This window comes from Pseudomonas sp. S12(2018) (assembly GCF_024355235.1).
Lineage (GTDB): Bacteria > Pseudomonadota > Gammaproteobacteria > Pseudomonadales > Pseudomonadaceae > Aquipseudomonas > Aquipseudomonas palmensis.
On sequence record NZ_QLAD01000002.1, the window covers coordinates 196,988 to 222,361 of the forward strand.

Consider the following 25,374-nt stretch of genomic DNA (forward strand, 5'->3'; position numbering starts at 1 on the left):
CTCCTACAGAATCCGTTGTCGTTTACGCGGGGCAGACCCTTAGAAGGTCTGGCCCAGAGAGAATTGGAACACCTGGGTATCGGCATCGTCCGGCTTCTTGACCGGCATCGCCAGGCTGAAGCTCAACGGGCCCAGTGCAGTAATCCAGGTCACGCCCAGGCCGACCGAGCTGGCCAGGCCGCTGAGGCCGACCTTCTCGCAATCCGGCTTGGAGCCGCAGTTGGTGTCGAACACGTTACCCACGTCCCAGAAAACCGAGGTGCGCAGCGAACGCTGGTCCTTGACGAACGGCAGTGGGAACAGCAGTTCCACGCCGCCCTGCACCAGCACGTTGCCGCCGAACGGCAGTGGATCCTGGTCCGGGTCGCGCGCAGTGCCAGGGTTGTTGCCTTTACTCGGGGTACTGCGCGGGCCCAGGCTGCTGTCCTTGAAGCCACGCACGGAGTTGAAGCCACCGGCGTAGTAGTTCTCGTAGAACGGCAGGCCCGAGGTGCCGCCGAAGCCGTCGCCGTAGCCCAGCTCGGTGTGCAGACGCAGGGTGTAGTCGTTGTTGATCGGCTTGAACAGCTGGCCACGGTAGTCAAGCTTGAAGAACGACAGGTCGCTGCCCGGGGTGGTCGCCTCGAGCACCAGGCTCTGGGAGTGACCACGGGTAGCCAGCACGCCCTTGTTCAGGGTGGACTCCGACCAGCCGGCCGATGCCTTGAAGTTCAGGTAGTTGTCGCCTTCCTTTTTGACGAAGTCGAAGATCTCGTCAACGGTGTAGCGACCGGTCTTGATCTTGTCCTGCTGGGCGGTGAGGCCGAAGGTCAGGCGCGAAGTCTCGCTGATCGGGTAGCCGACGCTGACGCCCGCACCCAGGCTGTCCACCGCATAGCTGGCCACGTCGACGTCGAGGTCGTCGTAGTCGGTGGTGCGGTAGAAGGCGTTGTAGCCAAGGCTCACGCCATCGGCAGTCCAGTAGGGGTCCACGAAGCCGAAGTTGTAGCGGCTCTGGTATTCGGAACGGGTCAGGCCGATGGAGACCTTGTTACCGGTACCCAGGAAGTTGTTCTGGCTGATCGAACCACCCAGGATCAGGCCGGCGCTCTGCGCGAAACCGACGCTGGCGGTGATCGAACCCGATGCCTGCTCTTCGACGCTGTAGTTCACGTCGACCTGGTCGTCGGTGCCCGGCACGGCCGGGGTCTCGACGTTGGCTTCCTTGAAGAAGCCCAGGCGCTCGAGGCGGGTCTTGGACTGGTCGATCAGGTAGGTCGATGCCCAGCCACCTTCCATCTGGCGCATCTCGCGGCGCAGCACTTCGTCCTCGGACTTGGTGTTGCCACGGAAGTTGATGCGGTTGACGTAGGCACGCTTGCCCGGGTCGACGACGAAGGTGATGTCGACGGTGTGGTCGTCATCGTGAGGCTGCGGCACGCCGTTGACGTTGGCGAAGGTATAGCCTTCGTTGCCCAGGCGGCGGGTGATCAGCTCGGAGGTGGTGGTCATCACCTTGCGCGAGAACACCTGGCCAGGCTGCACCAGCATCAGTGCCTTGACCTGGTCTTCCGGCACCTTCAGGTCGCCGGACAGCTTGACGTCACGAACGGTGTACTTCTCGCCCTCGTTGACGTTCACGGTGATGTAGACGTGCTTCTTGTCCGGGGTGATCGACACCTGGGTGGAGGCGATGTCCATGTTGATGTAGCCGCGGTCCAGGTAGTAGGAGCGCAGGCGCTCGAGGTCGCCGGACAGTTTTTCGCGGGCATACTTGTCGTCGTTCTTGAAGAACGACAGCCAGTTGGTGGTCTTGAGTTCGAACAGGCTGGCCAGCTCGTCGTCGCTGAACTTGGTGTTGCCCACCACGTTGATGTGCTGGATGGCAGCGACGGTGCCTTCGTTGATCTTGATTTTCAGACCTACGCGGTTGCGCGGCTGCGGCACCACCTCGGCGTCGACCTCGGCCGAGTAGCGGCCCTGGGCCACGTACTGGCGCTGCAGCTCGTTGCGCACACCTTCGAGGGTGGCACGCTGGAAGATTTCACCTTCGGCCAGGCCCGACTGCTTCAGACCCTTCATCAGGTCTTCGGTGCTGATGGCCTTGTTGCCTTCGATCTCGATGCTCGAGACGGAAGGACGCTCGACCACGGTGATGATCAGGACGTTGCCGTCGCGACCCAGTTGGATGTCCTGGAAGAAGCCGGTCTTGAACAGCGCACGGGTGGAATCCACCAGGCGCCGATCATCGGCCTCGTCCCCAACGTTCAATGGCAAGGCGCCGAACACGCTGCCCGCGGAAACCCGCTGCAGACCATTGACACGAATATCGGAGATGGTGAAGGACTCGGCGTGAACTTCAGCGATCATCAGTACGGCGAGAACCGCAGTTAGCAGCAGACGTTTCATGAAGTCCTTTCTTATTCCAACTGGCAATAAACGACCCACCGCGGGACGCGGCAGGTTCGCAATTGAGCGAAGCGTTACAGTCGACCCAAATCGTTGATCAGGGCAAGCAACATCACCCCGACTACCAAACTGATACCGATCTGGACCCCCCAACCTTGCACCCGATCCGAAAGCGGACGACCACGCGCCCATTCGATCAGGTAAAACAGCAAATGCCCCCCATCCAGTACAGGAATGGGCAGCAAATTAAGAACCCCCAGGCTAATGCTCAGGTAGGCGAGGAAATTCAGGAAATCCCCAACGCCGGACTGGGCCGAAGCGCCCGCCACTTTAGCAATGGTTATCGGTCCGCTCAAGTTTTTTACCGAGAGCTCGCCGAACAGCATTTTCTTCAGCGAATCGAGGGTCAGCACGCTCATGTTCCAGGTGCGCGAAACACCCTCGCCCAGGCCCTGCAGCGGGCCATAACTGACCTCGCGCAACATGGCCGCAGGCCACTCCACCGGCGCCACGCCTGCCCCCAGGTAACCACTGGCATTCTGGCCTTCGCCACGGCTGGCGAGGGTTACCGGCAACTCCAGCGTCGCCCCGTCACGCGCCACGCTCAGCACGATGCGGCTGCCGGCACGGCCGCGCACGGTGTCCACCACCTGCTGCCAATCGTCAAGCGCCTTGCCGTCGAGTGCCAGCAGGCGGTCGCCGGTTTTCAGACCGGCGGCCTGGGCCGGCCCCTTGGGATCAAGTTCGGCCAGCACCGGCACCAGCGCCGGGCGCCATGGGCGGATGCCCAGGGAGCGGATCGGGTCGGGCTCGTCGGCACCCTTGAGCCAGGCATCGAGCTTGAGCACATGGCTGCTGTCGGTGCTGGTACCCTCTTCACGCACGCTGACCTGCAGCGCGCCGCTTTCACCCAGCCGGCGCACCAGCTGCAGGTTGACCGCTGCCCAGCCGTTGGTCGGCTTGCCGTCGACCGCGACGATCTCCTGGCCGGCGCTAAGGCCTGCGGCAGCCGCCAGGCTGCCAGCCTCGACCGCGCCGATGACCGGCCGCGCCTGCTGGCTGCCAAGCATGGCCAGTGCCCAGAAGAACACGATGGCCAGCAGAAAGTTGGCGATGGGGCCGGCGGCGACGATAGCGATGCGCTGGCGCACGCTCTTGCGGTTGAACGACTGCTCGAGCTGGTCGGCAGGCACTTCGCCTTCGCGCTCGTCGAGCATCTTCACGTAGCCGCCCAGGGGAATGGCGGCCACCACGAACTCGGTACCATGGCGGTCATGCCAACGTACCAGCGGCATGCCGAACCCTACGGAAAACCGCAAAACCTTGACGCCGCAGCGCCGCGCCACCCAGAAGTGACCGAACTCGTGAAAGGTGACCAGCACGCCCAATGCGACCAGGGTGCCGATAATCATGTAGAGCGCACTCATGTCTTTCTCCGAATAGCGTTCAGCGGGAGCGGGCGCAACCCGTGGCGACGTCGCACCTCAGACCCCGTGACGATCCAACCAGTGCCCGGCCAGGCTGCGTGCACGCTGGTCGGCTGCAAACACCGCCTCCAGCGTCGGCACGGCAACGACCGCTTCCTGGTTGAGCACGTGCTCGATGATACTCGGGATCTGCGGGAAGCGGATGCGCCGCTGAAGAAATGCCTCGACGGCCACTTCATTGGCCGCATTGAGCATCGCAGGGGCACTGTTGCCGGCGTCCGCCGCTTCACGCGCCAGGCGCAGACACGGAAAGCGCTGCTCGTCCGGCGCCTGGAAATCCAGGCGGGCAACGGCGAACAGGTCCAGCGGCGCCACACCCGAGTCGATGCGCTGCGGCCAGGCCAGGGCGTTGGCGATCGGCGTGCGCATGTCGGGGTTGCCCAACTGCGCCAGCACCGAACCATCGACGTAGTCGACCAGCGAGTGAATCACGCTTTGCGGGTGGACCACCACCTCGACCTGGGCAGGCCTGGCATCGAACAGCCAGCACGCCTCGATCAGCTCCAGGCCCTTGTTCATCATGCTGGCCGAGTCGACGGAGATCTTGCGCCCCATGGACCAGTTCGGGTGCGCACAGGCCTGCTCCGGGGTGACATGCTCCAGCTCGGCCTGCGGCGTTTCACGAAACGGACCACCGGAGGCGGTCAGCAGGATGCGCCGCACACCCACCTGGGCCAGGCCGCGGGCATAGTCCCTGGGCAGGCACTGGAAGATCGCGTTGTGCTCGCTGTCGATCGGCAGCAGTACCGCACCACTGCGCTGCACGGCCTGCATAAACAGGGCGCCGGACATCACCAGCGCCTCCTTGTTGGCCAGCAGCACCTTCTTGCCCGCCTCCACTGCGGCCAGGGTCGGACGCAACCCCGCCGCACCGACGATGGCCGCCATCACCGCATCCACCTGCGGGTCGGCCGCCACCTGGCACAGGCCCTGCTCGCCCACCAGCACCTCGGTACTCGACCCCGCAGCACGCAGGTCGGCCTGCAACTGCTGCGCGGCCTCATCGCCCGGCACCACGGCAAACACCGGAGCATGGCGCAGGCACAGGGCCAGCAGCTCGCCCAGGCGCGAATAGCCGCTCAGGGCATAGGCCTGGTAGCGCTCGGGGTGACGGGCAATCACGTCCAGTGTGCTCAGGCCAATGGAACCTGTGGCGCCCAGCACCGTGATCCGTTGCGGGCGGCTCACAGCGCGCCCCAGTTGGCGGCCCACAGCAGCACGGCAAACAGCGGGATGGCAGCCGTGAGGCTGTCGATGCGATCCAGTACCCCACCATGCCCCGGCAGCAGGTTGCTGCTGTCCTTGATTCCGGAACGGCGCTTGAACATGCTTTCGGTCAGGTCGCCGACCACCGACACCAGTACCACGACGGCGGCACCGAACAGACCGAGGATCAGCTCGCCGGCGCTCCACTCGCGGGTCACGCCCACCACCGCCGTGATCACCAGGCTCAGCGCCAGGCCACCGTAGACACCTTCCCAGCTCTTGCCGGGGCTGACCTGCGGCGCCAGCTTGCGCTTGCCAAAGGCCCGGCCCGAGAAGTAGGCGCCGATATCGGCGCCCCATACCAGGACCATCACCGCCATGATCAGCCAGTTGCCCAGGGGCCAGTGCTTGATCAGCACCAGGCCTTGCCAGGCCGGCAACAGCACCAGCAGGCCGATCAGCAGGCGGCAGGCCACACTGGCCCACAGCTCGCTGGTACGCGGGTAGGTCAGCACCAGCCAGGTGGCCAGCGCCCACCACAGCACCGAAACGCCCAGCACCCAGGGTGCCAGCTCCGGCATCAGGTGCAGCAGCATCAGCAGGCCGGCGACCACCACGGCATAGGCAACGCGCAGGCCCTGGGCGATCAGCCCGGCCAGGCGGGCCCATTCCCAGGCCCCAAGGGTGACCACCAGGCCGATGAACAAGGCAAAGTTCGCCCCGTCGAGCAGGAAAAACCCGCACAGGGCAATCGGCAACAGAATCAGCGCAGTGATGATGCGTTGTTTAAGCATTAAGCACGGGCTCCAGCCTCGACCTGCTCGCTGGTTTTACCGAAGCGGCGCTGGCGCGAAGCGAAATCGGCCAATGCAGTGCGCATGGCCTCGTGTTTGAAGTCCGGCCAGAACAGGTCGGAGAAATACAGCTCGGCGTACGCCAGCTGCCACAGCAGGAAGTTGCTGATGCGGTGCTCGCCACCGGTGCGGATGCACAGGTCGGGCAACGGCAGATCGCCTGTCGCCAGGCACGGCTGCAGCAACTCGGGGGTGATGTCTTCCGGGCGCAGATGCCCGGCCTGCACTTCACGCGCCAGGCGCTGGGCGGCCTGGGCGATATCCCACTGACCACCGTAGTTGGCGGCGATCTGCAGGATGAAGCGATTGCTGCCTGCGGTCAGCGCCTCGGCCTCGCGCATGGCAGCCTGCAACTCAGGGTGAAAGCGCGAGCGATCACCGATGATGCGCAGGCTGATGTTGTTCTCGTTGAGCCGCCTGGCCTCGCGGCGCAGCGCCGAGAAGAACAGCTCCATCAGCGCACCGACCTCGTCGGCCGGGCGCTGCCAGTTCTCGCTGGAGAACGCGAACAGGGTCAGGACCTCGACCTTGGCCTCGGCGCACACCTCGATGACCGCGCGCACCGCATCCACGCCTGCCTTGTGCCCGGCAACGCCGGGCAACAGGCGCTTCTTCGCCCAGCGATTATTTCCATCCATGATGATCGCGACATGGCGCGGCACCGATGGAGGCACACCCTGCTTGGTCTTTTCCATTGAAAAAAGTCCCGGCCCTTAAACGGCCATCAGGTCCTTTTCTTTCTCTTCGGTGGCCTTGGTGATCTGGGCCTCGGTATCTTTGGTCAGCTTGTCGATATCAGCAATGGCGCGACGCTCTTCGTCTTCACTGATTTCCTTGTCCTTGACCAGCTTCTTCAGTTCACCCAGAGCATCGCGGCGAATGTTGCGCACAGCAACGCGCGCGTCTTCGGCTGCACTGCGCGCCTGCTTGGTGAAGCCCTTGCGGGTTTCTTCGGTCAGGGCTGGCATGCTGATCAGCAGCAGCTCACCCAGGTTGGTCGGATTGAGATTCAAACCGGCGCTCTGGATGGCCTTGTCGACGGCAGCGAGCATGTTGCGCTCGAACGCCACGACTTGCAGGGTGCGCGAATCTTTCACGGTGACGTTGGCCACGCCGCTGATCGGGGTGTCGGTACCGTAGTAAGGCACCATCACGCTTGCCAGGATGCTGGGGTGTGCCTTGCCGGTACGAATCTGGCCGAACGCATAAGCCAGAGACTCCAGGGATTTCTGCATACGCGCTTGGGCGTCTTTCTTGATTTCGTTGATCATTTTTGAACTTCCTCGATCAGGGTCCCTTCAGCGCCACCATGCACGATGTTCAGCAGGGCGCCAGGCTTGTTCATGTTGAAGACGCGCAACGGCATCTTGTGGTCTCGGCACAGACAGATAGCTGTCAGGTCCATCACGCCCAGCTTGCGATCCAGCACTTCATCGTAGGTAAGATGATCGAACTTCTCGGCATGCGGGTCTTTGAATGGGTCTGCAGTGTATACACCATCGACCTTGGTTGCCTTCAATACCACGTCGGCATCGATTTCGATGGCGCGCAGGCAGGCGGCGGAGTCGGTGGTGAAGAACGGGTTGCCGGTACCGGCCGCGAAAATTACCACTTCTTTCGAGTTCAGGTGGCGCATGGCCTTGCGGCGATCATAGTGATCGGTCACGCCTACCATGGAGATCGCCGACATGACGATGGCGGTGATGTTGGCGCGCTCCAGCGCATCGCGCATGGCCAGCGCATTCATTACCGTGGCCAGCATACCCATGTGGTCGCCGGTAACGCGATCCATGCCCGCTGCGCTGAGCGCCGCGCCACGGAACAGGTTGCCGCCACCGATCACCAGGCCGACCTGCACACCGATACCGACCAGCTGGCCGACTTCCAGCGCCATGCGATCCAGCACCTTGGGGTCGATGCCGAACTCTTCCGAGCCCATCAGGGCCTCGCCGCTAAGCTTGAGTAGAATGCGTTTATAGCGAGCTTGATAACCACTGCCCTGCTGAGCCATTGCGAATCTCTCCTGCGGCGTTTTGAAAAAAAATCTGGGCGGGCTGTTTTCAGCCTGCTAACTGTAGCGTGGCGCAGCGACTGCGCCAGCGAAAGGGCGGCGTTGTAAACCGCCCCCGCTTTGACAAAGAGGCTGCGCGCGTGAGCGGGCAGCCTCTTTGGGGCGACAGAGGTGACTCTGTCTTACTGCTTGGCAGCAGCCAGCTGTGCAGCAACTTCTTCAGCGAAGTTGTCGACTGGCTTCTCGATGCCTTCGCCTACCTTGAAGTAGGTGAAGGAAACGATTTCGGCACCGGCTTTCTTGGCCAGCTCGCCGACCTTGATTTCCGGGTTCATGACGAAGGCTTGCTCGACCAGGCTGGCTTCGGCCAGGAACTTCGAGATACGGCCTTTGACCATGTTCTCGACGATGTTCTCAGGCTTGCCTTTGATCTTCTCTTCGTTCAGCTGCAGGAACACGGCTTTTTCGCGCTCGATCGCTTCAGCCGAAACTTCCGACGGCAGCAGGAACTCAGGGTTGCTTGCCGCCACGTGCATGGCGATCTCTTTGGCCAGTTGGACGTCGCCGCCCTTCAGGACCACTGCAACACCGATCTTGTTGCCGTGCAGGTAGGTACCGACAACGTCACCTTCAACGCGCACCAGGCGACGGATGTTGACGTTTTCGCCAACCTTGGCCACCAGGGCTTCACGAGCAGCTTCACGCGCAGCGATCAGCGGCGCAGCGTCGGTCAGTTTTTCAGCGAAGGCTTGCTCGACGCTTTCGGCGACGAAGGCCTTGAAGTCGTCTTGCAGGGCCAGGAAGTCGGTCTGCGAGTTCACTTCCAGCAGGACAGCGGACTTGTCGTCGGCCTTGATGGCGATGGCGCCTTCAGCGGCAACGTTGCCAGCTTTCTTGGCTGCCTTGATGGCACCCGAAGCGCGCATGTCGTCAATGGCTTTTTCGATGTCGCCGCCAGCCTTTTCCAGGGCTTTCTTGCAATCCATCATGCCTTCGCCGGTACGCTCGCGCAGTTCTTTTACCAGCGCTGCAGTAATTGCTGCCATTTCAAATTCCTCTTGGATAGGTTTTCAACCATTCCACCCGATACCTGACGGGCGTTCAATTCTGGAAATCCACTGCCAGAGCACATGCAGTTCGCAATGATGCAACGGCGACGCTGACAAGAGGATTTCAAGGTGGCAAAAAGGGGGCCAAGCCCCCTTTTTGCGTGCCGAGTCGACGCTAAGCGTCAGCTACTCAGGCTTCGGCAGCCGGTGCAGCTGCTTCTTCTGCGAACACTTCGGTGCCGCCGGCAACGTTGTTGCGACCACGGATAACGGCGTCAGCCATCGAACCCATGTACAGCTGGATGGCGCGAATGGCGTCATCGTTGCCTGGGATGATGTAGTCAACGCCTTCCGGGCTGCTGTTGGTATCGACAACGCCGATGACCGGGATACCCAGCTTGTTGGCTTCGGTGATAGCGATGCGCTCGTGGTCAACGTCGATCACGAACAGGGCATCAGGCAGGCCGCCCATGTCCTTGATACCACCCAGGCTGCGGTCCAGTTTTTCCAGATCGCGGGTGCGCATCAGCGCTTCTTTCTTGGTCAGCTTGGTGAAGGTACCATCTTCGGCCTGGGTTTCCAGGTCGCGCAGACGCTTGATCGAAGCACGGATGGTCTTGTAGTTGGTCAGCATGCCGCCCAACCAGCGGTGATCGACGTACGGCGAACCGCAACGTGCTGCTTCTTCAGCAACGATCTTGCCAGCGGAACGCTTGGTGCCGACGAACAGAATCTTGTTTTTACCCTGGGCCAGGCGCTCTACGAAGGTCAGTGCCTCGTTGAACATCGGCAGGGTTTTTTCAAGGTTGATGATGTGGATCTTGTTGCGCGCGCCGAAAATGTACTTGCCCATTTTCGGATTCCAGTAACGGGTTTGGTGACCGAAGTGCACACCGGCCTTCAGCATATCGCGCATGTTGACTTGGGACATGATAGTTCCTTGATAAGTCGGGTTGGGCCTCCACGTATCCCAATGACCAACCCCGAAACCGAAGTCAGGGGCACCCAGGCCATCGTGTCGACACGTGTGTGGGTTTGAGCAGACGGGGCTATCCCCGAAAGCGGCGCATTTTATACCACACAAGTGAGCCGAGCGAAACCGAAAAAACAGACGACACCCGAGGGTTGCACCCGCCCTGCTCACGCAGCGACCGATGCAATCAACATAAATAGTAGGCAATGCCCCGCAGCCCAGGCCCCAGCCCGCCGCCTCGCTCTGTTAGAATCACGCCTTTCCCGTTTCATTTGCGCCTGCGCGCGCCGTAGAGAGCCTGCAATGACCGTCACTATCAAAACCGCCGAAGACATCGAAAAGATGCGCGTCGCCGGCCGCCTGGCCGCCGAAGTCCTGGAGATGATCGAAGAACACGTCAAGCCCGGTGTCACCACCGAGGAACTCGACCGCCTGTGCCACGACTACATCGTCAACGTGCAGCAGGCCATCCCCGCGCCCCTGAACTACAAGGGCTTCCCCAAGTCGATCTGCACCTCGGTCAACCACGTGGTGTGCCACGGCATCCCGGGCGACAAGCCGCTCAAGGATGGCGACACGCTGAACATCGACGTGACCGTGATCAAGGACGGCTACCACGGCGACACCAGCCGCATGTTCCACGTCGGCACCGTGCCGGTATGGGCCGAGCGCCTGTCCCAGGTCACCCAGGAGTGCATGTACAAGGCCATCGAGCTGGTCAAGCCGGGCTGCCGCCTGGGCGACATCGGCGAAGTGATCCAGAAGCACGCCGAAAAGAACGGCTTCTCGGTGGTGCGCGAGTTCTGCGGCCACGGTATCGGCAAGGTGTTCCATGAAGAGCCGCAGATCCTGCACTACGGCCGCGCCGGTACCGGCATGGAACTCAAGGAAGGCATGACCTTCACCATCGAGCCGATGATCAACCAGGGCAAGGCCGACACCAAGGTGCTGGGCGACGGCTGGACCGCCATCACCAAGGACCGCAAGCTCTCGGCGCAGTGGGAACACACCCTGGTGGTCACCGCCACCGGCTACGAGATCTTCACCCTGCGCAAGGACGACACGATCCCGCGCACTTCGGCCTGACCCTCACAGGAACGTCATCGATGCCCCAGGTGGACCCCGAGCTGTTCGACCGCGGCCAGTTCCAGGCGGAACTGGCCCTCAAGGCCAGCCCCATAGCGGCCTTCAAGAAAGCCATCCGCCAGGCCGGCGAGGTGCTCGACGGGCGCTTTCGCAGCGGCCGCGAGATCCGCCGACTGATCGAGGACCGCGCCTGGTTCGTCGACAACATCCTGCAACAGGCATGGAACCAGTTCAGCTGGAGCGAAGCCGCCGACATCGCCCTGATCGCCACCGGCGGCTACGGGCGCGGCGAGCTGCACCCCTACTCCGACATCGACCTGCTGATCCTGCTCGATGACGCCGACCACGAGGTGTTTCGCGACTCGATCGAGCGCTTTCTCACCCTTCTCTGGGACATCGGCCTGGAAGTCGGCCAGAGCGTGCGCTCGGTGGACGAATGCGCCGAACAGGCGCGCGCCGACCTCACGGTGGTCACCAACCTGATGGAAAGCCGCACCATCTGCGGCCCCGAACACCTGCGCCAGCGCATGCTCGAGGTCACCAGCACGGCGCACATGTGGCCAAGCAAGGAATTCTTCCTGGCCAAGCGCGCCGAGCAGAAGGCGCGCCACCACAAGTACAACGACACCGAGTACAACCTGGAACCCAACGTCAAGGGCTCCCCCGGCGGCCTGCGCGACATCCAGACCGTGCTCTGGGTAGCGCGCCGCCAGTACGGCACGCTCAACCTGCATGCGCTGGCCGGCGAAGGCTTCCTGCTGGAGAGCGAGAACAACCTGCTGGCCTCGTCACAGGAGTTTCTGTGGAAGGTGCGCTACGCCCTGCACATGCTCGCCGGGCGCGCCGAAGACCGCCTGCTGTTCGACCACCAGCGCAGCATCGCCGCGTTGCTGGGCTTTACCGATGACAACCCCAAGCGCGCCATCGAACAGTTCATGCAGCAGTACTACCGGGTGGTGATGAGCATCGCCGAGCTCAGCGACCTGATCATCCAGCACTTCGAGGAAGTCATCCTCGCCGATGACAGCGCCAGCAGCACCCAGCCGCTGAACCCGCGCTTCCAGCTGCATGACGGCTATATCGAGGCGGTGCGCAGCAACGTGTTCAAGCGCACCCCGTTCGCCATGCTCGAGATCTTCGTGCTGATGGCCCAGCACCCCGAAATCAAGGGCGTGCGTGCCGACACCATCCGCCTGCTGCGCGAGCACCGGCACCTGATCGACGACGAGTTCCGCAACGATATCCGCAACACCAGCCTGTTCATCGAGCTGTTCAAGTGCGAGATCGGCATCCACCGCAACCTGCGCCGCATGAACCGCTACGGCATCCTGGGGCGCTACCTGCCCGAGTTCGGCCTGATCGTGGGGCAGATGCAGCACGACCTGTTCCACATCTATACGGTCGATGCGCACACCCTGAACCTGATCAAGCACCTGCGCAAACTGCAGTACACCCCCGTGTCCGAGAAATTCCCGCTGGCCAGCAAGCTCATGGGGCGCCTGCCCAAGCCCGAGCTGATCTACCTCGCCGGCCTGTACCACGACATCGGCAAGGGGCGTCAGGGCGACCATTCCGAGATCGGTGCGGTGGACGCCCAGGCATTCTGCAGCCGCCACCAGTTGCCCGCCTGGGACAGCCGGTTGATCGTGTGGCTGGTACAGAACCACCTGGTGATGTCGACCACTGCCCAGCGCAAGGACCTCTCCGACCCGCAGGTGATCCACGACTTCGCCCAGCTGGTCGGCGACCTGGTGCACCTGGACTACCTCTATGTGCTCACCGTGGCCGACATCAACGCCACCAACCCGAGCCTGTGGAACTCCTGGCGCGCCAGCCTGCTGCGCCAGCTCTACACCGAAACCAAGCGGGCCCTGCGCCGCGGCCTGGAAAACCCGCTGGAACGCGAAGAGCAGATCCGCCAGACCCAGAGCGCAGCTCTGGACATCCTGGTACGCGAAGGCACCGACCCGGACGACGTCGAACAACTGTGGTCGCAACTGGGCGATGACTACTTCCTGCGCCACACCGCCGCGGACGTGGCCTGGCACTCCGACGCGATCCTGCAGCAGCCGGCCGACGGCGGCCCGCTGGTGCTGATCAAGGAGACCACCCAGCGCGAGTTCGAGGGCGGTACGCAGATCTTCATCTATGCCCCCGACCAGCACGACTTCTTCGCCGTGACCGTGGCCGCGATGGACCAGCTCAACCTGAACATCCACGACGCACGCATCATCACCTCCAGCAGCCAGTTCACCCTCGACACCTACATCGTGCTCGACAACGACGGCGGCTCGATCGGCGACAACCCGCAGCGCGTCAAGGAAATCCGTGAAGGCCTCACCGAAGCCCTGCGCAACCCCGACGACTACCCCACCATCATCCAGCGTCGGGTACCGCGCCAGCTCAAGCACTTCACCTTCGCGCCCCAGGTGACCATCCTCAACGATGCCCAGCGCCCGGTGACCATCCTCGAGCTCAGCGCCCCGGACCGCCCGGGCCTGCTGGCACGCATCGGCAAGATCTTCCTGGAGTTCGACCTGTCGCTGCAGAACGCCAAGATCGCCACCCTGGGCGAGCGGGTGGAAGACGTGTTCTTCATTACCGACGCCGACAACCAGCCGCTGTCCGACCCTGAACTGTGCCGCCGCCTGCAGGCCGAGATCGTCGAGCAGTTGCGCGTCGACCAGGCCACCGGCGTCGAGATGACCCGCCTCACCCTTTGACCGATTGACGAGACCCAGCGCCAATGAACAACGCTTTGAACCAGCTTCAGCCCTACCCGTTCGAGAAACTGCGTGCCCTGCTCGATGGCGTGACGCCGGCCGCAGACAAGCGCGCCATCGCCCTGTCGATCGGCGAGCCCAAGCACGCCTCGCCGGCATTCGTGGCCAAGGCGCTGGCCGACAACCTCGACAAGATGGCGGTGTACCCCACCACCCTGGGCCTGCCCGCGCTACGCGAAAGCATCGTGCACTGGTGCGAGCGCCGCTTCGGTGTACCGGCCGGCTGGCTGAGTGCCGCACAGCACGTGCTGCCCGTCAACGGCACCCGCGAGGCGCTGTTCGCCTTCACCCAGGCGGTGGTCAGCCGTGGTGAGGACGCGCTGATCGTCAGCCCCAACCCGTTCTACCAGATCTACGAAGGTGCCGCGTTGCTCGCCGGCGCCCAGCCGCACTACCTGCCGTGCCTGGACAGCAACGGCTTCAACCCGGACTTCGACGCGGTGCCAGCCGAGATCTGGCAGCGTTGCCAGATCCTGTTCCTGTGCTCGCCAGGCAACCCGACTGGCGCACTGGTGCCGCTGGACACCCTGAAAAAACTCATCGCACTGGCCGACGAGCACGACTTCGTGATCGCCGCCGACGAGTGCTACAGCGAGCTGTACTTCGACGAGCAGGCCCCGCCACCCGGCCTGCTCAGCGCCTGCGTGGAACTTGGCCGCAGCGACTTCAAGCGCTGTGTGGTGTTCCACAGCCTGTCCAAGCGCTCCAACCTGCCAGGCCTGCGTTCGGGCTTCGTGGCCGGCGATGCCGAGATTCTCAAGGCCTTTTTGCTCTACCGCACCTATCACGGTTGCGCGATGCCGGTACAGACCCAGCTGGCGAGCATCGCCGCCTGGAACGACGAGGCGCATGTCCTGGAGAACCGCGACCTGTATCGCGAGAAGTTCGACGCCGTGCTGCAGGTGCTGGCCCCGGTAATGGATGTACAGAAGCCCGACGGCGGTTTCTACCTGTGGCCGAAGGTCCCCGGCGATGACGCGCAGTTCTGCCGCGACCTGTTCGAACAGCAGCACGTGACCGTGGTGCCGGGCTCGTACCTGTCTCGCGAGGTGGAGGGCTTCAATCCGGGGGCCGGACGCGTGCGCCTGGCGCTGGTGGCCCCGCTTGCCGAATGTGTCGAGGCGGCCCAGCGCATCCGCGCATTCGTCGAAGGCTGAGCCGGTACGCCTGGTCGGCCGACCGATAGATAAGTAACGCCCAAGGCCCGGTCGGCCCGCCAATCATGGAGCTCCACTCAACAGGAGCTCCAGCATGGACATACCAACCTTGTGCAAGGTCACCCAGGTGGCCGATCAGCAGCAATCCTACGAAACAGCCCTGAAAGAAAACCCGCTCAACGCCCCGCAGCCCTCGCGCTCGGGTCGTCAGAAACGCGGCGTTGCCTACCACAGCCGCCTGTGGGCGCCGGGCCGCACCCTGCTCATCGCCTTCGCGGCCGACGTACCGGAACAGACGCAACAGAGCATCTTCGAGGTTGCCTGCCAATGGCTGGCGTACGCCAACCTCAAGTTCCAGCGCACCGCCGACTGGGCCGAGGCACAGATCAGGATCGAGATGAAGCCAAGCGGCACGGGGATCAACCATTCACTGGTCGGTACCGACGCCTTGCTCCGCGAAGACAGCACCATGACCCTCAGCGACTGGCCTGGCGATGAGCAGTTCCAGCGCAGCGTGCTGCATGAGTTCGGGCACGCGCTGGGCCTGGACCATGAGCATCAGCACCCGGATGCGGACATCCAGTGGAACCTGGCCAAGCTGCTGGAATACGCCGAACAGGTCGGCATGCCCATGGAAGAGATTGCTGAAAACTTCCTCAACAGGATCGAACGCACGCAGGCATTGCACAACGCCTACGACCCGGGTTCGGTCATGCACTACCCGATTCCGGCCACCTTCACCCTGAACAATGTGGCTTTCACCGGCTCGGCGCAGCTCAGTGACGGCGACAAGGCGCTGGCGGGCAAGGCCTACCCCTTCACCCCGGTACACCCGTGAAGTACACCCCGCCCAGCCCGGCAGCGGGCGAGACCTAGGCGCCAGCATGCGCCTGACCTGTCCGCGCGACTGACCCCCAGCGCGGGGCCGCCATGCGACCCCGAGCACTTCACTTGACCGGCCCCAGGTTGGCCTCGCTCATGTCCAGCTCACCCAGCACCTGGCGCACCACGTCATCACCGATCTGGTGCTGGCGGTGCAGGCTGTACAGCTCCAGGCGCTGCGCCCGCAGCGCCCGCAGGCGCAGGCGTCGCTCCAGCTGATCCATCTGCGCGGCCAGCGCCTGGGCCTCGGCACTGTCGTTGAACACGTCCAGTTGCTGCCGGTACTCGGCCATCAGGCGCGCCTTCAACTCGGCGGCCAGTGCGGCCTGGGAGGCATCCTGGGGCGCGCCGGGCTCCACCAGTTCCTCGGCCTCCAACGCATGGATCGCCGCCTCGGCGGTGCGCCGCCAGGCCTCGCGCGCCTCCTGGCGCAGGGTATCATCGGGGCTCTTCTCCACCCCGCGCAGCAGCAACGGCAAGGCAATGCAGGCCGATACCAGCGACAGCAGAATCACCCCTGCGGCAATGAAGATCAGCAGGTCGCGTTCGGGGAACGCCTTGCCCGCGCCGATCAGCAGCGGCACCGACATCACGCCCGCCAGGGTCACCGCCCCGCGCACGCCGCCCACGGTCAGCAGCCAGCACGAACGCGCGTTGGGCACCAGCACCAGGTCTTCCTTGCCGCGCCAGCGCCGGATCACCCCGATCAGGCGCCAGATGCTCTGCACCCAGATGAACCGCAGCGCCAGCAACACCAGGAAGATCGCCACCACATCCAGGCAGCGGTACAGCAGGGTTGGCCACAGCGATGCCTCATGGCTGGTCACCGCCTTGGCGATATCGGGCAGTTGCAGGCCCAGCAGCAGGAAGATCAGGCCGTTGAAGGCGAACTCCAGCAGCGACCACACACTGCGGTTGAGCAGGCGCGTGCTGGTCTGGCGCGGCAGCAGGTCAAGCCAGCTCTGCATCATGCCCGCCGCCACCGCCGAGAGAATGCCCGAGGCGCCCAGGCGCTCGGCCAGCACATAGGCGGCGAACGGCAGCAACAGCATGAATACCACGTGGGTGGCCGGGTCGTCCCAGCCGCGCGCGATCATCCACACCCGCAGGCGCCCCACCAACCAGCTCAGCGCCACGCCGATGGCCAGGCCACCCACGGCCACCAGCACGAAGGTCACACTGGCCTCGGCCAGCGAGAACACCCCGGTGATCGCCGCCACCAGCGCAAACTTGAACGTCACCAGGCCCGAGGCATCGTTCATCAGCGCCTCGCCCTGCAGCATGTGCATCAACGGGGTGGGCAGGCGATCCTGGCTGATTGCCGACACCGCCACCGCGTCGGTGGGCGACAGCACGGCGGCCAGGGCAAAGGCCACCGGTAGCGGTATGCTCGGCAGGATCCAGTGGATGAAATAGCCGGCCCCCACCACCGTGAACAGCACCAGCCCCACCGCCAGGGTCAGGATCGGCCCGCGCAGGCGCCAGAACTCGCGCTTGGGCATGCGCCAGCCATCGGAGAACAGCAACGGGGGCAAGAACAGGAACAGAAACAGCTCAGGGTCCAGGGCCACGTGCAGGCCCAGAGTCGGCCAGGCCAGCAGCGCACCGGCACCAATCTGCACCAGCGGCAGTGGAAGCGGGATCAATCGCCCCACCAGTTTCGAGACACTGACCAGCATCAGCAGGATGAGAACGGTATAGGCTGACTGCATACGGCGTGTTTTTCCTGTTCAGTTTCAAATACGCTCAACGGCCAGGGTTATGCCATTGAAACAACATGTTACCGGGATCTGCATGAACACAACCGCTCCACCTAAGTCGCAGACCCGCCGGCAATCTGTAACACAATGCTACAAATGAGGAGCCTCGCATGATCACCCCCGCGTCGACCCTATTGACCCACGATAGCCCCAACCGTGCGCTGCTGGTCATCGATGTGCAAAACGATTTCATCCCCGGCGGCGCCCTGGCGGTGCCCGGTGGCGACGAGATCGTGCCGCTGGTCAACCAGCTCGGCCGCCAGTTCGAGCGCGTGGTGCTGGCCCAGGACTGGCACCCGGCCGGGCACGCCTCGTTCGCCTCGAGCCACCCGGGCAAGAATCCGTTCGAGGTCATCGAACTGTCATACGGGCCGCAGACACTCTGGCCCGACCACTGCATTCAAGGGAGCCCCGGCGCACAGTTTCACCCGGACCTGAACATTGCCCACGCACAGCTGATCGTGCGCAAGGGCGGCAACCGCCAGGTCGACAGCTACTCGGCGTTCACCGAAGCGAACCAGACCACCCCCACCGGCCTGGCCGGCAACCTGCGCGAGCGCGGCATCGACACGCTGTTCCTGTGCGGCCTGGCCCTGGACTTCTGCGTGGCCTGGACGGCACTGCACGCACGCCGCGAAGGGTTCGCCACCTATGTGGTGCTGGACGCCTGCCGCGCCATCGATACCGCAGGCTCCTGCGCGGCGGCGATGGCACAGATGCAGGCTGCCGGGGTGCAGTTCATTCAGGCGCGGCAACTGGGCGGCGCCAGCCGTGGCGCCCTGCCCGATGTTGTCGCATAATCCAGCCCACCCATTCTTCGAGGAGTTTCGGGGCGGCTGCGGGAACACCCGCGCGCCCTTAACGTTCAATGGCTTATATTCTCTTCGGCATCAAAGCCTGTGACACGATGAAGAAAGCCCGTACCTGGCTTGAAGAACACCACATCCAGTACGACTTTCACGACTACAAGACCCAGGGTATAGACCGGGACCACCTGAACCGCTGGTGCGACGAGCACGGCTGGCAGGTGGTACTCAACCGCGCAGGCACCACCTTCCGCAAGCTCGATGACGCGCAGAAGGCCGACCTCGACCAGGCCAAGGCCGTCGAGCTGATGCTGGCACAACCCTCGATGATCAAGCGCCCGGTGCTCGACCTGGGCGGCAAGACCCTGGTCGGTTTCAAACCGGACCTGTACGCGGCAGCCCTGCGCTGAACCGCGACGCCTTCACTCAATTTCGCAAGAGGTAACCGCATGTCCACTTCACTGTTCAGCCTGGCCTTCGGCGTCGGCACTCAAAACCGTCAAGGCGCCTGGCTGGAAGTCTTCTACGCGCAGCCACTGCTCGCCCCGAGCGCCGAGCTGGTCGCAGCCGTCGCCCCGATCCTGGGCTATGAAGGCGGCAACCAGGCCATCGCGTTCAGCAACGCCCAGGCCGCGCAACTGGCCGAGGCCGTCAAGGGCGTCGACGCCGCCCAGGCTGCACTGCTGACCCGCCTGGCCGAAAGCAACAAGCCGCTGGTGGCCACACTGCTGGCCGAAGACGCCACCCTGAGCTCCACCCCTGAGGCCTACCTCAAGCTGCACCTGCTGTCGCACCGCCTGGTCAAGCCCCACGGCCTGAGCCTGGCCGGCATCTTCCCGCTGCTGCCGAACGTGGCCTGGACCAGCCAGGGCGCCATCGACCTGGCCGAACTGGCCGAGCAGCAACTCGAAGCCCGCCTCAAGGGCGAGCTGCTGGAAGTGTTCTCGGTCGACAAGTTCCCGAAAATGACCGACTACGTGGTGCCGAGCGGCGTGCGTATCGCCGACAGCGCCCGCGTGCGCCTGGGTGCCTATATCGGCGAAGGCACCACCATCATGCACGAAGGCTTCGTCAACTTTAACGCCGGCACCGAAGGCCCGGGCATGATCGAAGGCCGCGTTTCGGCGGGCGTGTTCGTCGGCAAGGGTTCGGACCTGGGCGGCGGCTGCTCCACCATGGGCACCCTGTCGGGCGGCGGCAACATCGTCATCAAGGTCGGCGAAGGCTGCCTGATCGGCGCCAACGCCGGTATCGGCATCCCGCTGGGCGACCGCAACACCGTCGAAGCCGGCCTGTACATCACCGCCGGCACCAAGGTGAACCTGCTCGACGAGAACAACGAGCTGGTCAAGGTGGTCAAGGCCCGCGACCTGGCTGGCCAGACCGACCTGCTGTTCCGCCGCAATTCGCTAAACGGCGCGGTCGAGTGCAAGACCCACAAGTCGGCCATCGAGCTGAACGAAGCGCTGCACGCCCACAACTAAGTGGTACGATCGGGTCTGGCCCTCTGCCAGACCCGATATCAGGCCCTACACATCATGTTCCAGCCCTCTCCCTGGCGCGCAGACTTCCCTGCCATCGCCGCCCTGCAACGCCAGCACCAGACCTACCTGGACAGCGCTGCCACCACGCAGAAACCCCAGCACCTGCTCGACGCCCTGAGCCACTACTACACCCAGGGTGCGGCCAACGTGCACAGGGCCCAGCACCTGCCTGGCGCACTTGCCACCCAGGCCTTCGAGGCCAGCCGCGAAAAAGTCGCCGCCTGGCTCAATGCCGCCGATGCGCAGCAGATCGTGTTCACCCATGGCGCCACCTCGGCGCTCAACCTGCTGGCCTATGGCCTGGAATGGCGCCTGGAGGCGGGCGACGAGATCGCCGTCAGCGCCCTGGAGCACCACGCCAACCTGCTGCCCTGGCAGCAGTTGGCCCAGCGCCGCGGCCTCAGGCTGGTGATCCTGCCGCTCGACGCCAACGGGCATATCGACCTGGAGGCGGCCCTGCAACTGATCGGCCCGCGTACCCGCGTGCTGGCGGTGAGCCAGTTGTCGAATGTGCTCGGCACCTGGCAGCCGCTGCAACCGTTGCTCGACCACGCCCGCGCCCAGGGCGCCCTCAGCGTGGTCGATGGCGCCCAGGGCGTGGTGCACGGGCGTCACGATGTACAGCAACTGGGCTGCGACTTCTATGTGTTTTCCAGTCACAAGCTGTATGGCCCGGACGGCCTTGGCGTGCTCTATGGCCGCCGCGAGGCGTTGGGCCTGCTGCGTCACTGGCAGTTCGGCGGCGAGATGGTGCAACTGGCCGGCTACCAGCAGTCGAGCTTTCGCCCCGCCCCGCTGGGTTTCGAGGCCGGCACGCCGCCGATCGCCAGCGTGATCGGGCTGGGTGCCAGCCTGGATTACCTGGCCAGCCTCGACGCTACCAGCGTGGTCGAACATGAAGCCGCCCTGCACCGCCATCTGCTGCGCGGCCTCAACGATCGTGAAGGGGTGCGGATACTGGGCGCGCCGCAACTGGCCCTGGCCAGCTTCGTGGTCGAGGGCGTGCACAATGCCGACCTTGCGCACCTGCTGACCGAACAGGGCATCGCCGTGCGCGCCGGTCATCACTGCGCCATGCCGCTGGTCAACAGCCTGGGCCTGGACGGCGCGATCCGCGTGTCGCTGGCGCTGTACAACGATTCCCACGACCTGGAGCGCTTCTTCAGCGCCCTGGACCAGGCCCTGGAGCTGCTGCGATGAGCCTGCCCGACGCCGCCCGCGAGGCGCTGGATGTATTCGAACAGGCTGCCGGCTGGGAGCAGCGCGCCCGCCTGCTGATGCAATGGGGCGAGCGCCTGGCCCCCCTGGACGCGACGCAGCAGTGCGAGGCCAACCGCGTGCACGGTTGCGAAAGTCAGGTGTGGCTGGTGGCCGAGCAGGTCGAAGGTCGCTGGCACTTCAAGGCCGCCAGCGATGCGCGGCTGCTGCGCGGCCTGCTGGCGCTGCTGCTGGTGCGGGCCGAAGGCTTGACCGGCAGCCAGCTGCAGCAGCTGGACCTGCCCGCCTGGTTCACCGCCCTGGGCCTTGGCCGACAGCTCTCGCCGTCCCGCAGCAACGGCCTGAACGCCGTGCTGCAGCGCATGGCTCAGCTCACCGACGGCGCCTGAGCCGCTACGCGATCGGCCGGGCGGCGCTTGCCACCCACCAGTTTCTCCACGGCCTTGCTGGCAGCGACCATGCCGAAGGTCGCCGTCACCATCATCACCGCGCCGAAACCGCCCGAGCAGTCGAGCTTGACCCCGTCCCCGACGAAGCTCTTCTGCAGGCAGATACCGCCATCGGGCAGCGGATAGCGCAACTGCTCGGTGGAGAACACGCACGGCACCCCGTAGTTGCGGCTCACGTTGCGCGAAAACCCGTGGTCGCGGCGCAGCGTCGAACGCACCTTGGAGGCCAGCGGGTCGTTGACCGTGCGGTTGAGATCGGCCACCTGGATCTGCGTGGGGTCGAGCTGCCCGCCCGCACCGCCGGTGCAGATCACCTGGATCTTGCGCCGCTTGCACCAGGCAATCAGCGCAGCCTTGGCCATCACGCTGTCGATGCAGTCGATCACGCAGTCGATATGGTCGGTGATGGTCTGGGCCAGGTTGTCGCGGGTGACGAAGTCCACCACCGCGTGCACCTTGCAGTCCGGGTTGATTGCGCGCAGGCGCTCGGCCATCACCTCGACCTTGGGCTTGCCCACGTTGCCCTGCAGCGCATGCAACTGGCGATTGGTGTTGCTCACGCACACGTCATCCAGGTCGAACAGCGAAATTTCGCCAACGCCGCTGCGGGCCATGGCCTCGGCCGCCCACGAGCCGACACCGCCGATGCCGACGATCGCCACATGCGCCTCGCGCAGGCGTTGCAAGCCCTGCTGGCCATACAACCGGGCAACACCGGCAAAGCGTGGATCTTCTGTACTCATGGCCCAACCCTGAAAAAACCGGCGCGCATTATAGGCCCCACAACGCAGGATGACAGCCCGCAACCGACGCACTGATTGCCATGAATTGGTAAACCTGGCGCCAACCCTGCTTTAATGACCGGTGCAAACCCTGCTTTGGACGGCAATTGTACGGGCTTCAGAACTTCAGCATCTGAGGAAAATCCAAGCGCTACATGCACCCGTTTCCTATACCACGCTACCTGCCTGGTGCGTAGGATCCGTGCCCGCCGGCGCTTGCCCGTTCCACTTTTCGGAACCCGAAATATCTATGTCATCGCGTAAATTTGGTATCAACCTGGTGGTCGTCATGGCGATTGCCGCGCTATTCACCGGGTTCTGGGCACTGATCAACCGCCCGGTGTCCGCCCCCGACTGGCCGGAGCAGATCTCCGGCTTCTCGTATTCGCCTTTCCGCCTGGGCGAAAGCCCGCAAAAGGGCCAGTACCCGACCGAAGCCGAGCTGCGCGAAGACCTCGAGCAACTGAGCAAGCTGACCGACAGCATCCGCATCTATACGGTGGAAGGCACCCAGGCGCTGATCCCGCGTCTGGCCGAAGAGTTCGGCCTGCGCGTGACCCTGGGTGTGTGGATCAGCCCCGACCTGGAACGCAACGAGCGCGAAATCGAGACCGCCATCCAGTTGGCCAACACCTCGCGCAGCGTGGTGCGGGTGATGGTCGGCAACGAGGCGCTGTTTCGCGAAGAGGTCACCCCCCAGGCCCTGATGGACTACATGGACCGCGTGCGCGCCGCAGTGAAGGTGCCGGTCACCACCAGCGAACAGTGGCACATCTGGAAGGAAAACCCCGAGCTTGCCGGGCACGCCGACCTGATCGCCGCGCACATCCTGCCCTACTGGGAATTCATCCCGGTGAGCCAGGCCGAGCAGTTCGTGCTCGACCGCGCCCGCGAGCTCAAGCAACTGTTCCCGCGCAAGCCGCTGCTGCTGTCCGAGGTCGGCTGGCCCAGCAATGGCCGCATGCGCGGCGGTGCCGACGCCACCCAGGCGGATCAGGCCATCTACCTGCGCAGCCTGGTCAACCTGCTCAACCGCCAGGGCTACAACTACTTCGTGATCGAAGCCTACGACCAGCCCTGGAAAGCCAGTGACGAAGGTTCGGTGGGCGCCTACTGGGGTGTGTTCAATGCCGCGCGCCAGCAGAAATTCAACTTCGAGGGCCCGGTGGTGGCCATTCCGCAGTGGCGCGTGCTGGCCGTGGGCTCGGTGGTGCTGGCGATGCTGTCGCTGACCCTGCTGCTGATCGACGGCTCGGCGCTGCGCCAGCGCGGGCGCACCTTCCTGACCTTCATCGCGTTCCTGTGCGGCTCGGTGCTGGTATGGATCGGCTATGACTACAGCCAGCAGTACAGCACCTGGTTCAGCCTCACCGTGGGTTTCCTGCTGGCGCTCGGCGCGCTGGGGGTGTTCATCGTGCTGCTGACCGAGGCCCATGAACTGGCCGAGGCGGTATGGACGCACAAGCGCCGCCGGCTGTTCCTGCCGGTGGAGGCCGACAGCGCCTATCGGCCCAAGGTGTCGGTGCATGTGCCGTGCTACAACGAGCCCCCGGAGATGGTCAAGCAGACCCTCGATGCCCTCGCGGCGCTGGACTACCCGGACTTCGAAGTGCTGATCATCGACAACAACACCAAGGACCCGGCCGTGTGGGAACCGCTCAAGGCCCATTGCGAGCTGCTGGGCGAGCGCTTCAAGTTCTTCCATGTGGCACCGCTGGCAGGTTTCAAAGGTGGTGCGCTGAACTACCTGATCCCGCACACCGCCAAGGACGCCGAAGTGATCGCGGTGATCGACTCGGACTATTGTGTCGACCGCAACTGGCTCAAGCACATGGTGCCGCACTTTGCCGACCCCAAGATCGCCGTGGTGCAATCGCCGCAGGACTACCGCGACCAGAACGAAAGCACCTTCAAGAAGCTCTGCTACGCCGAGTACAAGGGCTTCTTCCATATCGGCATGGTCACCCGCAACGACCGTGACGCAATCATCCAGCACGGCACCATGACCATGACCCGGCGCTCGGTGCTCGAAGAGCTCGGCTGGGCCGACTGGTGCATCTGCGAAGATGCCGAACTGGGCCTGCGCGTGTTCGAGAAGGGTTACTCGGCAGCCTATTCCCACGAGAGCTACGGCAAGGGCCTGATGCCCGACACCTTCATCGACTTCAAGAAGCAGCGCTTTCGCTGGGCCTACGGCGCGATCCAGATCATCAAGCGCCACACCTCCAGCCTGCTGCGCGGCAAGGACACCCAACTGACCCGCGGCCAGCGCTACCACTTCCTGGCCGGCTGGCTGCCGTGGATCGCCGACGGCATGAACATCTTCTTCACCGTGGGTGCGCTGCTGTGGTCGGCGGCCATGATCATCGTGCCGCAGCGGGTCGACCCGCCGCTGCTGATCTTCGCGATCCCGCCGCTGGCGCTGTTCGTGTTCAAGGTGGGCAAGATCGTGTTCCTGTACCGCCGCGCGGTAGGGGTCAACCTCAAGGACGCGTTCTCGGCGGCGCTGGCAGGGCTGGCGTTGTCGCACACCATTGCCAAGGCGGTACTGTACGGGTTCTTCACCAGCAGCATTCCGTTCTTCCGCACGCCGAAGAACGCCGACAGCCACGGGCTGCTGGTGGCACTGGCAGAGGCCCGCGAGGAGCTGTTCATCATGCTGCTGCTGTGGGGCGCGGCGCTGGGCATCTACCTGGTGCAGGGCCTGCCGAGCAACGACATGCGCTTCTGGGTGACCATGCTGCTGGTGCAATCGCTGCCGTACCTGGCGGCGCTGATCATGGCCATGCTGTCGTCGCTGCCCAAGCCCGCGGATGTCACGCAGCCCGCACCTGCCGCCTGATAAACCGCCATCGCGGGTCAAGCCCGCTCCCACAGGGATTGCGCAGTACCTTGTGGGAGCGGGCTTGACCCGCGATAGGCCCGCACAGACAGCACAG

Annotated in this window: 21 protein-coding genes; 10 read left to right on the forward strand and 11 right to left on the reverse strand. The window is 64.2% G+C overall.

What is annotated here, in order from left to right:
• Positions 1–39 precede the first annotated feature (39 nt).
• The 9 genes from bamA to rpsB all read right to left on the reverse strand — a co-directional run bounded on the left by bamA (position 40) and on the right by rpsB (position 9,926).
• The gene (gene bamA / locus DN388_RS04825) at positions 40–2,388 is read right to left on the reverse strand and encodes an outer membrane protein assembly factor BamA (RefSeq protein ID WP_043863259.1); all 2,349 of its coding nucleotides are present in this window, start codon (positions 2,386–2,388) and stop codon (positions 40–42) included.
• A 74-nt stretch (positions 2,389–2,462) separates the two neighbouring features.
• Complete coding sequence (gene rseP / locus DN388_RS04830; protein ID WP_254997170.1) at positions 2,463–3,815, reverse strand: RIP metalloprotease RseP; 1,353 nt, start codon at positions 3,813–3,815, stop codon at positions 2,463–2,465.
• A gap of 57 nt (positions 3,816–3,872) precedes the next feature.
• Complete coding sequence (gene ispC, locus DN388_RS04835) at positions 3,873–5,063, reverse strand: 1-deoxy-D-xylulose-5-phosphate reductoisomerase (protein WP_254997172.1); 1,191 nt, start codon at positions 5,061–5,063, stop codon at positions 3,873–3,875.
• Positions 5,060–5,875, reverse strand: a complete 816-nt coding sequence (locus DN388_RS04840) for a phosphatidate cytidylyltransferase (RefSeq protein WP_054915002.1) — start codon at positions 5,873–5,875, stop codon at positions 5,060–5,062. The genes ispC and DN388_RS04840 overlap by 4 nt, the downstream gene beginning before the upstream one ends.
• Positions 5,875–6,630, reverse strand: coding sequence for a polyprenyl diphosphate synthase (uppS, locus tag DN388_RS04845; protein ID WP_043863255.1), 756 nt, complete (start codon positions 6,628–6,630; stop codon positions 5,875–5,877). Before uppS ends, DN388_RS04840 begins: the two co-directional genes overlap by 1 nt.
• An 18-nt stretch (positions 6,631–6,648) precedes the next feature.
• On the reverse strand, positions 6,649–7,206 hold the full coding sequence (frr, locus tag DN388_RS04850; protein ID WP_043863254.1) for a ribosome recycling factor: 558 nt from the start codon (positions 7,204–7,206) through the stop codon (positions 6,649–6,651).
• On the reverse strand, positions 7,203–7,946 hold the full coding sequence (gene pyrH / locus DN388_RS04855) for a UMP kinase (RefSeq protein ID WP_038614006.1): 744 nt from the start codon (positions 7,944–7,946) through the stop codon (positions 7,203–7,205). Before pyrH ends, frr begins: the two co-directional genes overlap by 4 nt.
• A 182-nt stretch (positions 7,947–8,128) precedes the next feature.
• Positions 8,129–8,992, reverse strand: a complete 864-nt coding sequence (tsf, locus tag DN388_RS04860; RefSeq protein ID WP_043863253.1) for a translation elongation factor Ts — start codon at positions 8,990–8,992, stop codon at positions 8,129–8,131.
• A 193-nt stretch (positions 8,993–9,185) separates the two neighbouring features.
• Positions 9,186–9,926: a 30S ribosomal protein S2 gene (gene rpsB / locus DN388_RS04865; protein WP_043863252.1), complete on the reverse strand. Its 741-nt coding sequence runs from the start codon at positions 9,924–9,926 to the stop codon at positions 9,186–9,188.
• A gap of 345 nt (positions 9,927–10,271) precedes the next feature.
• On the opposite strand from rpsB, the gene map reads away from it, so the two are divergent.
• The 4 genes from map to DN388_RS04885 all read left to right on the forward strand — a co-directional run bounded on the left by map (position 10,272) and on the right by DN388_RS04885 (position 15,832).
• Positions 10,272–11,054, forward strand: a complete 783-nt coding sequence (gene map / locus DN388_RS04870; RefSeq protein WP_043863251.1) for a type I methionyl aminopeptidase — start codon at positions 10,272–10,274, stop codon at positions 11,052–11,054.
• Between the two features lie 20 nt (positions 11,055–11,074).
• Positions 11,075–13,777 (forward strand): [protein-PII] uridylyltransferase, encoded by a 2,703-nt coding sequence (locus DN388_RS04875; RefSeq protein WP_043863250.1) that lies wholly within the window; start codon positions 11,075–11,077, stop codon positions 13,775–13,777.
• 23 nt (positions 13,778–13,800) lie between these two features.
• Positions 13,801–14,994, forward strand: coding sequence for a succinyldiaminopimelate transaminase (dapC, locus tag DN388_RS04880; RefSeq protein WP_043863249.1), 1,194 nt, complete (start codon positions 13,801–13,803; stop codon positions 14,992–14,994).
• Positions 14,995–15,088: 94 nt separating this feature from the next.
• Entirely contained in the window at positions 15,089–15,832 is a 744-nt protein-coding gene (locus DN388_RS04885) for a M12 family metallopeptidase (RefSeq protein ID WP_052504292.1), read from the forward strand.
• A gap of 109 nt (positions 15,833–15,941) precedes the next feature.
• Here DN388_RS04885 and DN388_RS04890 read toward each other — a convergent pair whose 3' ends face one another.
• Positions 15,942–17,588, reverse strand: a complete 1,647-nt coding sequence (locus DN388_RS04890; RefSeq protein ID WP_043863248.1) for a Na+/H+ antiporter — start codon at positions 17,586–17,588, stop codon at positions 15,942–15,944.
• A gap of 158 nt (positions 17,589–17,746) precedes the next feature.
• On the opposite strand from DN388_RS04890, the gene pncA reads away from it, so the two are divergent.
• The 5 genes from pncA to DN388_RS04915 all read left to right on the forward strand — a co-directional run bounded on the left by pncA (position 17,747) and on the right by DN388_RS04915 (position 21,593).
• On the forward strand, positions 17,747–18,436 hold the full coding sequence (pncA, locus tag DN388_RS04895) for a bifunctional nicotinamidase/pyrazinamidase (RefSeq protein ID WP_078480073.1): 690 nt from the start codon (positions 17,747–17,749) through the stop codon (positions 18,434–18,436).
• 68 nt (positions 18,437–18,504) lie between these two features.
• Entirely contained in the window at positions 18,505–18,852 is a 348-nt protein-coding gene (locus DN388_RS04900) for an ArsC family reductase (protein ID WP_043863246.1), read from the forward strand.
• Between the two features lie 39 nt (positions 18,853–18,891).
• Entirely contained in the window at positions 18,892–19,926 is a 1,035-nt protein-coding gene (gene dapD / locus DN388_RS04905; RefSeq protein ID WP_043863245.1) for a 2,3,4,5-tetrahydropyridine-2,6-dicarboxylate N-succinyltransferase, read from the forward strand.
• Between the two features lie 54 nt (positions 19,927–19,980).
• Positions 19,981–21,186, forward strand: a complete 1,206-nt coding sequence (locus DN388_RS04910; protein WP_054915006.1) for a cysteine desulfurase — start codon at positions 19,981–19,983, stop codon at positions 21,184–21,186.
• Positions 21,183–21,593: a SufE family protein gene (locus DN388_RS04915; RefSeq protein ID WP_236176919.1), complete on the forward strand. Its 411-nt coding sequence runs from the start codon at positions 21,183–21,185 to the stop codon at positions 21,591–21,593. Before DN388_RS04910 ends, DN388_RS04915 begins: the two co-directional genes overlap by 4 nt.
• Here the strand turns inward: DN388_RS04915 and tcdA are convergent.
• Entirely contained in the window at positions 21,572–22,396 is an 825-nt protein-coding gene (gene tcdA / locus DN388_RS04920; RefSeq protein ID WP_054915008.1) for a tRNA cyclic N6-threonylcarbamoyladenosine(37) synthase TcdA, read from the reverse strand. The two genes, DN388_RS04915 and tcdA, sit on opposite strands and share 22 nt — an antisense overlap.
• A 289-nt stretch (positions 22,397–22,685) precedes the next feature.
• On the opposite strand from tcdA, the gene DN388_RS04925 reads away from it, so the two are divergent.
• Positions 22,686–25,277 (forward strand): glycosyltransferase, encoded by a 2,592-nt coding sequence (locus tag DN388_RS04925; RefSeq protein WP_043863241.1) that lies wholly within the window; start codon positions 22,686–22,688, stop codon positions 25,275–25,277.
• The last annotated feature ends 97 nt before the right edge of the window (positions 25,278–25,374 follow it).